Raw genomic sequence first — 12,693 nt, 5'->3', positions numbered from 1 at the left:
TGGGGGTGGTGACGGTGCGCCGTGCGCGGCGGTGCGCGGGGCGGTGCGCTTCCCGAGTGCCGCCGGGGGTACGGCAGTTCGGGCTACCAGCCGCTGTTGCCGCTGCCCCGGGTGATGGCGAAGCCGCCCGCGAGGTCGAGCCCGCCGTCCGGCGCGCCCGTGACGGTGACATCCGAGAACGTGCCGGCTCCGCCGGCGTTGATCTCGATGCCGTGGGTCCCGGTGTTCTGGATCCTGATGTTCTTCAGGGTGAGGTCACTGACGGTCTTCTGCCACGAGACCAGGACACCGCTGTAGGTGCTGTCGATGATGTCGATGTCCTGGACGAGTACGGGCGCCGTGATGTCGGAGGAGTCGGCGTAGATCCACAGGGCGCCGAACTCGCTCTGCCAGTTGGGCTCGTAACCGCCGGTCCGGGCAAGGGTGTTGCGCTGGACGGCCGTGGTGCCGCTGAAGGGCACGGGGGCGAAGCGGCTGCTGATCGCGATGCCGGCCGATCCGGTGACGGTGTCGGCGAAGACGTTGTCCTCGACGCGGTTGGCGTTGCCACCGTAGATCCCCACGCCGTTGGCGAGCAGCGGGACCTGGACGGTGTTGAAGCGGTACGCGCTGTTGCGGACGGCCTGGGCCTCGGAGAACATCGCGAGGGCGTCGTCGCCGGTGTTGCGCACGCTGGTGTTCCACACCTCGGTGTTGGCGGTGCCCTTGTGCAGGTTGATGCCGTCGGCGAAGGTGTCGCGGATCCGCAGGCCGCTCACGTACAGGCCATCGGTGGGGGCGTCGATCCACAGACCGACCTTGGTGTGTTCGATCCAGATGTTCTGGATGGTCGATCCGGTCCCGAAGTCGCCCTCGATCGCGGCGTGGAAGTTGGCGTCGTCCCGGTAGGAGACGTCCCCGGCGATGGTCAGGTCCTGGACGGTGTTCGTGCCGCCCCGGCCGAAGAGACCGCCCTTGCCGTCCTTGCCGCGCAGCACGGTCGACCACTCCCCCGCGCCTCGCAGGGCGATTCCGGTCAGGTTCACATGGTCGGAGATGTTGTACGAACCGGCCGGCAGCCACAGGCCCTTGCCCTGTGATCTGGCCGTCCCCACCGCCGAGTTGAGCGCGGCGGTGTCGTCGCCACCGTCGTCGGGGGTCACGCCGAGGGTGGTCGCCGAGACGAAACCGGTGGATGGCATGGCGGCGGCGGCCGGTGCGGTCTCCGTCTCCACCAGGTCCAGGGTGTAGTTGGCGGCGGTGTCACCGGCGTCCTTCTGGAACTTCAGGACGGTGCCGGCGGGGAAGCCGCCGATGGTGGCGCGTGTCTCGTCGAAGAAGTGGTGGGCGGAGCCCTGTGAGGGGTTGTTGTTGTACGGGTAACCGCCGTACACCCAGGCGTACTTGGACGACAGGTCCAGGTCCTTGACCGGCGCGCCGTCGGCGTAGACGCTGAGCGTCGCCGACGTTCCTGTGCCCGCCGCGTTGTCCGGGATCGAGTAGCGCAGGGTCAGTGCGTTGGCGGGCCGGGTGAGCGTGAACTGCACGTACTCGCCGGTGCTGTCGAGGACGACGGCCTTACGGCCCGACGCCTCCGACGGGACGCTGAGGAAGGTGCGGTCGGGGCCGATGGTGGTCGCGTTGGTGGCGCCGTTCTCCGCTTCGTACGCGGTGTACGGGACGGTCGCGCCCCGGCTCTCGCCCGCGTCGGCGCCGGTCACGGTGATGCCGTCGAGCTGGAAGTCGCCCGCGTCGCCGGATTCGGTGCGCAGGGTCAGGGTGTTGAGGGAGGCGCGCAGCGGCACGTCGGTGGTGGCCGTCCGCCACGCGCCCGCGGTGCCCGGCAGTTGGATCTGGCGGATCTTCGTGCCGTTCGCCGTCAGGCTCACGCTCGCCGCCGCCGACGCGGGGGTGCGGTAGCGGACGGCGACCGGATAGGTGCGGGCGGCGGGCGCGTCGACGGCGAAGACGGCGCGCGCGCCGGCCTTGGTGAAGCCGGTCAGATAGCCCTTTCCGCCGTATCCGGAGGCGGAGTTGGCGACGCCGGAGCCGCCGGAGAAGTACGCGTCCTCGGCGTCCTGGGCGGGGGCGTCGGCGGGCGGCTCGGTCGGGGCGTCGGGGGTGACGGCCGCGAAGTTGTCGAGATTGACGTTGCCGCTGTCGGTGCCGGTGAACGTGAGGGCGACGGTGTTGGTCCCCTGCTTGTACGGCACCGCCTCGTCGCGCGTGGCCCAGGTGGCCCAGTTCGCGGTGGCGGGGAGGCTGATCTGGCGGACCTTGGCGCCGTTGACGTACAGGCTCAGGGTCATGGTGGCCGTGGTGCCGTTCGCGTACCGGATCTTCAGCGACCCGTTTCCGGCCGCGGCCGAGGGGACGGTGAACGAGGTGGAGGCGCTGCCCTTGTTGCCGTCGGTGTAACCGCCGACGAAGCCCGAGCCCGTGTATCCGGGGTGCTCGGTGGAGCGGGCGGCGCCGCCGGACAGGATCGCGGACTCGGCCTCGACGGTCGAGGTGCCGGCGGCGGCGCCGGGGGCTCCGTGCCACTGGGTCAGCGTGCAGAGGAGTGCGAGGAGGAGGGGGATCAGGGCGGATCGGGCGGCTCTCGAACGCGCTATGGGTACGGGTGTCACAGCGGTCTGTCCTTCCGGGATGAGCACCGATGAGGCAGTGGGGTGCCATGGGGGGACTACCGTGACGACGGCTGCCGTCACGGGGCGGGTGGGCGGTGCGGTGGGCTCAGCCCTTGAGGCTGCCCGCGGTCAGTCCGGCGATGATGTGGCGCTGGAAGATCAGGAAGAGGACGAGCAGCGGCACACTGGCCATGACCATGCCCGCGAGCAGCTGGTTGGCCGGCATGAACTCGGACAGCCGGTTGAGCGCGACCGTGATGGGCTGTCGGGCGGGGTCGGGCAGGACGAGCATCGGCCAGAGGAAGTCCTTCCAGACGCCGACGATCGCGAAGATGGACACCACGGCGAGCACCGGCCGGGAGAGCGGGAGCACCACGGAGACGAGGACCCGCAGCGGTCCGGCTCCGTCGATCCGGGCGGAGTCCAGCAGTTCGGCCGGTATCTGGTCGAAGAACCGCTTCAGGATGAAGATGCTGAAGGCGTTGGCGGCGGCCGGCAGCCAGATCGCCCAAGGGGTGTTGATCAGGTTGACGTGGAGGATCGGGATGTCCACGACGGTGAGGTACGTAGGCACGAGCAGGGCCGAGACCGGCAGCATGAGGGTGGCCAGCATCATGCCGAGGATCACGTTGCCGAGCAGGGGCCGCAGTTTGGACAGGGCGTACGCGGCGGAGACGGCGACCAGCAGCTGGAACAGCCAGGCGCCGAGGGCCAGTACGAGTGTGTTGAGGAAGTGCTTGCCGAGCCCGACGTTCGTCCAGGCGCCGGTGTACGACTCCGGGTGCCAGGACCGCGGCAGCGGGGTGATGTCGGGATCGGCCAGCTCGGACGACGACTTGAGCGCGCCGGTCGCCATCCAGTAGAGGGGGAAGACGAAGGCGAGCGTGAAGCCGATGAGCGTCATGGCCAGCACGAAGCGGTAGAGGAACCGGCTGTTGCGGCCCGTCATCTCGGTGGGGGCGATCAGGGTGCGTACGGGGGTGTCGGCGGCCATGTCGGTGTCTCTCTGTCCTCTCGGCTCTCGCGGCTCTCTCGGCGCTGTCGGTCCTCTCGGTCCCGACGGCTCTCTCAGTCCTTGCTCCGGGTCAGCCGCAGATAGCAGGCGGCGAAGGTGCCCAGGACCACGAAGAGCAGCGAACTCATCGCGCTGGCCAGGCCGAAGTCGTTGTAGACGAACGCGTAGCGGAACAGCAGCAGCAGAACGGTGACGGTCGCGTCGTCCGGTCCGCCGCCGGTGAGGATGTACGGCTCGATGAACACCTGCATGGTGCCGATGACCTGGAGGAGGAGCGTGATCATCAGGATGAACCGCATCTGCGGGATGGTCACGTGCCAGAGCCGTCGCCGGATGGACGCGCCGTCCAGCTCCGCGGCCTCGTACAGATCACCGGGGATCGAGCCGAGCGCGGCCAGGTAGATCAGCGTGGTGGTGCCCATGTTGGCCCAGGTCGAGACCAGGACCAGGGAGATCATCGAGAGGTGCTCGGACTCCAGCCACTGCTGGGCGGGCAGGTGGAAGATCTCCAGGGTGTTGTTGAAGAGTCCGGGGCCGGGGTCGTAGAACCACCGCCACAGCAGCATGGTGACGATCGGCGGCAGCATCACCGGCAGATAGACGGCCATCCTCAAGTAGCCGCGTCCGTGGCGGAGTTCGCCCAGGACAACCGCCGTCGCGAAGGGGGCGGCGAAGCCGAGGACGAGCGCGAGCAGGGTGAAGTAGCCGGTGTTCTTCCAGGCCGTCGCGAACAGCGGGTCGTCGAAGAGGCGGCGGAAGTTGTCGAGGCCCACCCAGGTGGCGGGTTCGGCGAAGTTCACCTGCTGGAAGGCGAGAAGCCCGCCGCGGACGATCGGGTACCAGGAGAACACCGCGAAGCAGAGGACTCCGGCGGTCAGGAAGAGGTACGCGGTGAGGTTCTCCCGCAGGCGACGGCGCAGGCGGTCCGAGCGGACCTGACGGGGCGTGCCGGGCGACCCGGGCGGGCGCTCGCGGCGCCCGGTCTTCGCGACCGCTCGCCCGGAGTCCGCGGTCTTCCCGGACGCCTCGCCGCCGGCGGCAGGTCCCGGCGACGAGGACAGGGACGATGTCGTTGACGAAGAGGTGGACGTCGTGGACGGTGGCGTGGTCGCCATGTCACTTGACCGTGGCGAGGAGGGAGTCGACCTTCTTCGCCGCGTCACCGAGCAGCCGGTCGAGGTCCGCGTCCTTTTTGGTCAGGACCGACTGCATGACGCCGTCGAGGACGGTGTAGATCTGCTGCGCGTTGGGCGGCTCGACCTTCTGCTCCAGTTGGCCGTTGCGGGCCATGAAGGGCGCGAAGTTCTTCTGCGGGACGTTGGCGTACTTCGCGTGGATCCTGTCGACCTTGTTCTGGACCTCGTCGGTGTAGAGCCGGTCGAGCGGCAGCCCGATCGGCACGTCCTGGTCGCCGATGCGCTTGTCGTTGAAGTCCGTGCGGTCCGGGTTCAGATACTTCCACTGGACCCATCGCACTCCGGCCTCGATCTTCTCGGGCGAGGCCTTGGGGTTGAACATGAAGCCGTTGCCGCCGCCGAGGGTCGCGGAGCCGGGCATGGCGGCGACGCCGTAGTCGTCGTACTCGCGCTCGAACTGCTTGACGATCGTGGGGACGTTGTCCGGGCCGGCCATGTACATCCCGAGCTTTCCGGAGCCCATCATCTTCTGGACGTCGGCTATCTGGAGGAGCTGACGCGTGCCCATGCTGCTGTCGGTCCAGCGCATGTCGTGGAGCATCTGAAGCGCGTCGCGGCCGGCCGCGTCGTCGAACGCGGCCTTCCACCGGTCGCCGTCCTTGACCGCGACGTCACCGCCCATGGAGTAGATCCACGAAGTGAGGTGCCAGCCGCCTTCGTTGTTCTTGCTGTAGTCGGCGTATCCGACCGTGCCGTCACCGAGGGCGCTGATCTTCTTCGCCGCGGCCCGCACCTCGTCCCAGGTCGTCGGCGGCGTGTCCGGGTCGAGTCCCGCCCGCTCGAACAGCGCCCGGTTGTAGACCAGGCCGAGTGAGTACTGCCCGTTCGGCAGGCCGTAGATCTTGCCGTCCTGTCCCTTGAAGACGTCCTGGAACTCGGGACGGATGTCCTTCAGGTACGGCACGTCCTTGAGGTACGGCGTGATGTCGGCCCCCTGCCGGCGCTGGATCAGACCGGCCGGGTCGGTGAAGTAGACGTAGTACACGTCCTCCAGCTGGCCGCCCGCGAGCTTCGCCGCGAAGGTCTTGGGGTCCATCTGGCCCTCGTGGGGCTCGATCCTGATCTTCGGATGGGCCTTCTCGAACGCCTTGACGTCCTGCTCGAAGATCTTGCGGTCCACCGGCTGCGTCTTGGGCGGCATGTCGTTGACGCTGATGGTCACGGTGCCGTCCTTTCCGACGCCCGACGGCTCCGACGGGCTGCCGCAGGCGGCAGGACCGAGCATCATCGCCGAGGCCAGGGCCAGACCGAGCGCGCGACGTCGTGCGATGCCATCCATGTCCATGGGGATCCCATGCCTTCCTGGCGCAGTCTGCAAATGGTTTGCGTGACTTGCGGCGGCTCGGCCGCCGCGTCGTCTCGTCGGCGCCGACAGTAAAAGTGGGATACGCAAGAAGTCAATGAGCATGCGCAAAAACTAAATCTGAAGGAGAGGGCGACCCAGAGGTGGGTGTGACGCACTGTCACCGGACAGGACGACGGCGCGGGGTGATCGGGTTCCGCCGTGAACGACGGGAAGGGGCCCGGCCGTTGGCCGGACCCCTTCCCGTCCCGACGCTCCCCGCCGGGCCCTCACGACATCCGGGGGCCCTTCGCGGCGGACGGCGGAGGCGCCGTTGAGCTGCGCACGATCAGCTCGGTGTCGAACATCATCATCTCGCCCTCCGTCGCGTGCCCCTTCATCTGCGCCGCCAGCGAGGCGATCACCGCGGCGGCCATCGCCTGGACGGGCTGACGCGCCGTCGTCAGCGGCGGATCGGTCGCCACCATGTACAGAGAGTCGTCGAATCCGACGACCGAGAGGTCTTCCGGTACCCGCAGTCCCTGCCGCCGCGCGGCCCGGATCGCGCCAAGGGCGAGTGCGTCACTCGCGCAGACCACCGCGGTGGCGCCGTGCGCCAGCAGCCGGGGCAGCGCGGTGGCGCCGCCCTCCATCGAGAACAGCCCGTGGGCGACGAGTTGGCGCCAGTCCTCCCCCGGACCGGACCCCACGCCCATCCGCTGTTCGCGGAACGTCCGGTAGCCGGCGAGCTTGCGGGCCGACGGGACATGCCCCACCGGGCCGAGGATCATGCCGATCCGCTCGTGTCCGAGCGAGGCGAGATGCCCCAGCACCTGCTGGGCGGAGGCCGAGTCGTCGATGGAGACCTGGGCGACACCCAGATTCTCGTCCGCCGCGTTGAGCAGCACGATCGGTATCCGCCGTTCACGCAGGGCGCGTCCGTGTTCGGGGCCGGCGTCCGCGTAACTGGCGCCGACGAAGATGATCCCGCCGACGTTCTGCTTGAGGATCATGTCGATGTAGTGAGCCTCGGAGACCCCGTCGGCGGTGCGTGTGCACAGGACCGGGATGAGGCCGCGCTTGTTCAGAAGGCCCGCCAGCGCCTCGACGAAGGCGGGGAAGATCGGATTCTGGAGATCGGGGACCACGAGCCCGACGAGCGCGGCCCGCTCGCGCTGCATCTCGCGCGGTCGCTCGAAGCCGCAGACGTCCATCGCGGTCAGCACGGCGTCGCGGGTCGACGGCGCCACGTCGGTCGCTCCGTTGAGCACCCGTCGGGCCGTCGTCTCGCTGACGCCGGCGAACTCGGCCACCTGAGAGAGTCTTTTCTTCACGCCGCCAACCTACCAACACACCGCGCAAGAAATGAAGTTCGGTCGCGCAATTATCTGACATGAAAGGGCGGCCATGCTCGGGTCCGACCCGGCCACGCGATGCCTTCCCCCCGGTCGCGGCTCCGGCGGCCCGCCGGCCGGAACCGTTGACGAGACCCTTCGCCCGTCCTACGTTCCCCTTGTTCACGTCCGGGATCACGACCGGCGTCCGATATATCGAACCCAGGTGAGGAACGCATGGCCCGCACCGCCCACTTCACCCTCGACCCCGCCTTCACCGTCGGCGAGGTCGACGACCGTCTCTTCGGCTCCTTCGTGGAACACCTCGGCCGCTGCGTCTACACGGGGGTGTACGAGCCGGGCCACCCGTCCGCCGACGCCGCCGGCCTGCGCGGCGATGTCCTCGCTCTCGTCCGGGAGTTGGGGGTGAGCGTGATCCGCTACCCCGGCGGCAACTTCGTCTCCGGCTACCAGTGGGAGGACTCCGTCGGCCCCGTCGAGGACCGGCCCCGCCGACTCGACCTCGCCTGGCACTCGACCGAGACCAACCGCTTCGGCCTGGCCGAGTTCATGGACTTCGTCGGCAAGGTCGACGCGGAGCCGATGATGGCGCTCAACCTCGGTACGCGCGGCGTGCGGGAGGCGCTCGACCTCCAGGAGTACGCCAACCACCCCGCCGGGACCGCCCTGTCCGAGCTGCGCCGGTCGCACGGCGCGAAGGAGCCGTACGGCATCGGGCTCTGGTGCCTGGGGAACGAGCTGGACGGCCCCTGGCAGACCGGGCACAAGACGGCCCAGGAGTACGGGCGGCTGGCCGCCGAGACCGCGCGCGCCATGCGCCGGTTCGACCCGTCCGTCGAACTGGTCGCGTGCGGCAGTTCGAACCAGGCCATGGCGACGTTCGCCGCGTGGGAGGCGGAGGTGCTGCTGGAGACGTACGACCTGGTGGACCACATCTCGCTGCACGCGTACTACGAGGAGACGGACGGCGACCGCGACTCGTTCCTCGCCTCCGCAGTCGACATGGAGTCCTTCATCGAGAACGTCGTCGCCACCTGTGACCACGTGGGCGCCCGGCTCAAGTCCGCCAAGCGCGTCAATCTCTCGTTCGACGAGTGGAACGTCTGGTACCAGTCGCGCTACGAGCCCCCGGCCGGCGACACGTGGGACGAGGCGCCCCGGCTGCTGGAGGACGCGTACTCGGTCACCGACGCGGTCGTGGTCGGCTCGCTGCTGATCGCCCTGCTGCGGCACGCCGACCGGGTGACCGTCGCCTGTCTCGCCCAGCTGGTCAATGTCATCGCGCCGATCATGACGGAGCCGGGCGGTGCCGCCTGGAAGCAGACCACGTACTTCCCCTTCCAGCAGGCGTCGCGGTACGGCCGGGGCCGGGTGCTTCAGGTGGCGGCGGACTCGCCCACGTATCGGACCCGCAAGTACGGGGAGGCCGATCTGCTGCACGCCACCGCCGTCCGGGGTGGCGACGGCTCGGTCACGGTCTTCGCGGTGAACCGGAGCACGACCGAGCCGCTGCCGCTGGAGATCTCCCTGCGCGGGACGGGGGTGGTCGGTGTCGTCGAGCACAGCGCGCTCCACGACACCGATCCCGACGCCCGCAACACCCTCGCCGAGCCCGAACGGGTGGCGCCACGAGCCCAGTTGGGCAGCGAACTGTCCGGCGATTTTCTGCGCGCCACACTCGCTCCGCTGTCCTGGAACATGATCCGGCTGGCCTGATGGCAGGTCCCCGATGACGAGAAACCTCTGTGCGAGGTATTTACACCGGGCCGTTTACATCGATGTAATCGATGACCGGCCGCACGCGTCCGGCCGGCCTCCCGACTGGCCGGCCCGTGGCTTCACGAGCCCGCACATGCCTCTTCCCCGACCGGAGACGCCATGTCACTGCCCCCCACCGGCCCGCCCCACTCCCCGTCCGACCAGTCGAACACCGTCCCGCGGCCCGAGTATCCGCGTCCCAGCTTCGTGCGGGAGGAGTGGCGGAATCTCAACGGCACGTGGCAGTTCGCATTCGACCCCGGCGACAGCGGCCTGGAACGCGGCCTGGTCCACCAAGAGTTCACCGGCCGGATCGTCGTGCCCTTCTGCCCCGAGTCCGAGCTGTCGGGCATCGGGGACCCCGACTTCCATCCCGCCGTCTGGTACCGGCGTACGGTGCGCGTCCCGGCGCACTGGGCGGGGCGGCGCGTGCTCCTGCACTTCGGTGCGGTCGACCACGACGCGACCGTGTGGGCGGACGGGCGTGAAGTGGCCCGGCACAGCGGCGGGTTCACCTCCTTCACCGTGGATCTCGGCGATGTCGCGGGTGGTACGCAAGCGGGATCGGGCGAAGACGCTGAGGTCGTCATCGTCGTACGGGCCAGGGACACCCCGCACGGTCCGCAGGCACGGGGCAAGCAGTCCGTGGAGTACGCCAACAGCGCCTGCAACTACACCCGTACGACGGGGATCTGGCAGACCGTGTGGATGGAGCCGGTCGCCGGCGTCCGTCTGGAGCGCCCGCGCATCACCCCGGACCTCGGCTCGGGCGCGTTCCATCTCGAACTGCCGCTGTCGGCCAACCGCCCGGGGTACCGCGTACGGGCCGTGCTCCGCGACGCGGACGGCGACACCGTCGTACGGGCCGAGGTACCCGCCGATCTGGACCTCGCGCCCCGCATGGTGCTGACCGTCCCCGCCGGCCGGCTCAGGGCGTGGAGCCCGCAGGACCCGCATCTGTACGCGGCGCTGATCGAACTGGTGGACGCGGAGGGGCGGGTGACCGACTCCGCCGTCTGCACCGCCGGGCTGCGATCGGTGGCCATCGACGGCAAGCGGCTGCTGCTCAACGGACGCCCCGTCTTCCAGCGGCTCGTACTCGACCAGGGCTGGTACCCGGACGGGCTGATGACGGCGCCCGACGACGCGGCGCTCGTACGGGACATCGAACTCTCGCTCGCCGCGGGCTTCAACGGGGCCCGGCTCCACCAGAAGGTCTTCGAGGAGCGGTTCCTGCACCACGCCGACCGGCTGGGCTATCTCGTCTGGGGCGAGTTCGGCGACTGGGGCTGCGCGAGCGGGACCACCACCAGGGACAACCAGCGGCCGACCGCCGGATACACCGCGCAGTGGCTGGAGGCCCTGGAGCGGGACTACTCCCATCCCTCGATCGTCGGCTGGTGTCCCCTCAACGAGACCCATCAGAAACTGCACGACCGGGGGACGGTCCTGGACGACGTCACCCGGTCCATGTTCCTGGCGACGAAGGCCGCCGACCGCTCACGGCCGGTCATCGACGCGTCCGGCTACTCCCACCGCGTCGCCGAGACCGACGTGTACGACTCGCACAGCTACGAACAGGACCCGTCGCTGTTCCGCGCGCAGATGGCGGGCCTGGACAAGGACGCGCCGTTCACCAATCCGGACGAGCGGGACACCGACGCCGTGTGGTCGCTGCCCTATCGCGGACAGCCGTACTTCTGCAGCGAGTTCGGCGGCATCTGGTGGAATCCGGAAGAGGCCGCCGCGCATCGCGACGGCCCGGACCAGGACACCTCGGTGGACGACGCCGACCGCAGCGTCTCGTGGGGCTACGGCCAACGCCCGCGTACGGAGGAGGAGTTCCAGCGACGCTTCGCCGGGCTCACCGGTGTGCTGCTCGACGATCCGCACATGTTCGGCTACTGCTACACCCAACTCACCGATGTCTTCCAGGAGCAGAACGGCGTCTACCGCTTCGACCGCACGCCGAAACTCGACGTCGGGCGGCTGCGCGCGGCCCAGGTGCGCCGCGCGGCGTTCGAGGATCCCGCGGGAGCGGGCGGCGACGACGGAGGGGCCGAGCGGTGAACGGCCCGTCCCGGCGCCGGCTGCTCAAGGGCGCGCTGTACGGCGCCGGGGCCACCGTCCTGGCCCCGGCGCTCAGCGCCTGCGGCTCGGTCACGGGCAGCGTCTCGGACGCCGAGGAGATCCAGTACTGGAATCTGTTCCAGGGGCCCGACGGCGCGCTGATGAAGGACATCACCCGGGACATCGAGCGTCGTACGCCGGGGCTGAAGGTCAGGAGCACGGTCCTGGAGTGGGGGCCTCCGTACTACACCAAGCTCGCCATGGCCTCCGCCGGCGGGCGCTCGCCGGACCTCGCGATCCTGCATCTGACCCGGCTGCCCGGCTACGCCCCCGGCGGGCTGCTCGACCCCTTCGACATGGATCTGCTGGCCGAGTTCGGCGTACGGCGCGACGATCTCAACGAGACGGTGTTCAAGCGCTGTCTGTACGAGGGCGAGCCGTACGCGATCCCCCTCGACACCCACCCGTTCATCATCTACTTCGACCGGGACATGATGGACAGGTCCGGGCTCCTGGGGAGCGACGGGCAGCCGCTCCCCTTCGAATCGCCCGCGCACTACCTCGAAGTCGCCGAGAAGCTCCGCGAGGACCACGGGAAGCTCGGCCCCGTCTTCGGTCATGTCACCGACGCGGCCATGGGCTGGCGCATGTTCTGGACCCTGTTCAACCAGACCGGCGCCACCTTCGACCTGTCGGGTGGGCGGCTGGAGATCGACCGTGAAGTGGCCGCGGAGGTCGTGGAGTTCATGGCGGACCTCGCGCGGCCCGACTGCCGCACGATGGACCTCACCACGGCGATCGCGGCGTTCGCCAACGGCCGGTCCCCGATGATCTTCTCGGGCGAGTGGGAGCTCAACACCTTCCGTACGGCCAAGAAGGACACCCTCGGCGCCGCTCCCTTCCCCACCTTCTTCGACCGGCCGGGCGGCGCCTCCGACAGCCACTCCCTGGTGCTCCCCCACCGGACGGAGGCGGATCCGGACCGGCGGCGCCGTACGCATCAGTTCGTCGCCGAGCTGGTCAAGTCGAGCCTGGCGTGGGCGGCGGCCGGTCATATCCCGGCGTACCGGCCGGTCGTCGAGTCGAAGGAGTACGCGGGGCTGCATCCGCAGGCGGAGTACGCCGCGGCGGCCGACCATCCGGTGCTCGATCCGCAGGCCTGGTTCACCGGCTCCGGATCGGACTTCCAGAACCGGATGTGCCAGGCCCTTCAGCCGACCCTCACCGGGGCGGCGTCGGCGCGCAGCGCCGTACGGACGATGGAGTCGGAGATCAACACGCTTCTGTCCAAGCCCAATCCGGCCTGATCCCGCAGGAGAGGAGCGATGGCCATGAGCAGCGTGCCCACCGTCACCGGTCCGAACGCCGTCGACGAAGGCCGGCCTTCCCGCAGACGCGGACGACGTGG

General features: G+C 69.3%; 8 protein-coding genes. 3 read left to right on the top strand and 5 right to left on the bottom strand.

Going from position 1 to position 12,693, the window contains the following annotated elements:
- Positions 1-83: 83 nt before the first annotated feature.
- The 5 genes from P3L51_RS31250 to P3L51_RS31230 form a co-directional block, all read right to left on the bottom strand.
- Entirely contained in the window at positions 84-2,609 is a 2,526-nt protein-coding gene (locus P3L51_RS31250) for a carbohydrate-binding protein (protein ID WP_354608698.1), read from the bottom strand.
- Positions 2,610-2,715: 106 nt separating this feature from the next.
- Positions 2,716-3,603, bottom strand: a complete 888-nt coding sequence (locus P3L51_RS31245) for a carbohydrate ABC transporter permease (RefSeq protein WP_354608697.1) — start codon at positions 3,601-3,603, stop codon at positions 2,716-2,718.
- 74 nt (positions 3,604-3,677) lie between these two features.
- A complete protein-coding gene (locus P3L51_RS31240; protein ID WP_354608696.1) occupies positions 3,678-4,739 on the bottom strand; it encodes a carbohydrate ABC transporter permease in 1,062 nt (353 codons plus the stop codon).
- Position 4,740: 1 nt separating this feature from the next.
- Entirely contained in the window at positions 4,741-6,099 is a 1,359-nt protein-coding gene (locus tag P3L51_RS31235; protein ID WP_354608695.1) for an ABC transporter substrate-binding protein, read from the bottom strand.
- A gap of 293 nt (positions 6,100-6,392) precedes the next feature.
- The gene (locus tag P3L51_RS31230) at positions 6,393-7,436 is read right to left on the bottom strand and encodes a LacI family DNA-binding transcriptional regulator (RefSeq protein WP_354608694.1); all 1,044 of its coding nucleotides are present in this window, start codon (positions 7,434-7,436) and stop codon (positions 6,393-6,395) included.
- A 237-nt stretch (positions 7,437-7,673) separates the two neighbouring features.
- Here P3L51_RS31230 and arfA point away from each other — a divergent pair, with 237 nt between their 5' ends.
- From arfA to P3L51_RS31215, 3 genes are all read left to right on the top strand, one after another.
- Positions 7,674-9,173: an arabinosylfuranosidase ArfA gene (gene arfA / locus P3L51_RS31225; RefSeq protein WP_354608693.1), complete on the top strand. Its 1,500-nt coding sequence runs from the start codon at positions 7,674-7,676 to the stop codon at positions 9,171-9,173.
- Between the two features lie 162 nt (positions 9,174-9,335).
- The gene (locus P3L51_RS31220) at positions 9,336-11,285 is read left to right on the top strand and encodes a glycoside hydrolase family 2 protein (protein WP_354608692.1); all 1,950 of its coding nucleotides are present in this window, start codon (positions 9,336-9,338) and stop codon (positions 11,283-11,285) included.
- Positions 11,282-12,592, top strand: coding sequence for an extracellular solute-binding protein (locus P3L51_RS31215; RefSeq protein WP_354608691.1), 1,311 nt, complete (start codon positions 11,282-11,284; stop codon positions 12,590-12,592). Before P3L51_RS31220 ends, P3L51_RS31215 begins: the two co-directional genes overlap by 4 nt.
- The last annotated feature ends 101 nt before the right edge of the window (positions 12,593-12,693 follow it).

Origin of the sequence: Streptomyces panacea, assembly GCF_040560175.1 — a bacterium.
In the GTDB taxonomy this organism is placed as follows: Bacteria; Actinomycetota; Actinomycetes; order Streptomycetales; family Streptomycetaceae; genus Streptomyces; species Streptomyces panacea.
Note: the sequence above shows the minus strand (reverse complement) of the source record. Positions and strands in the feature narration are given on the sequence as shown.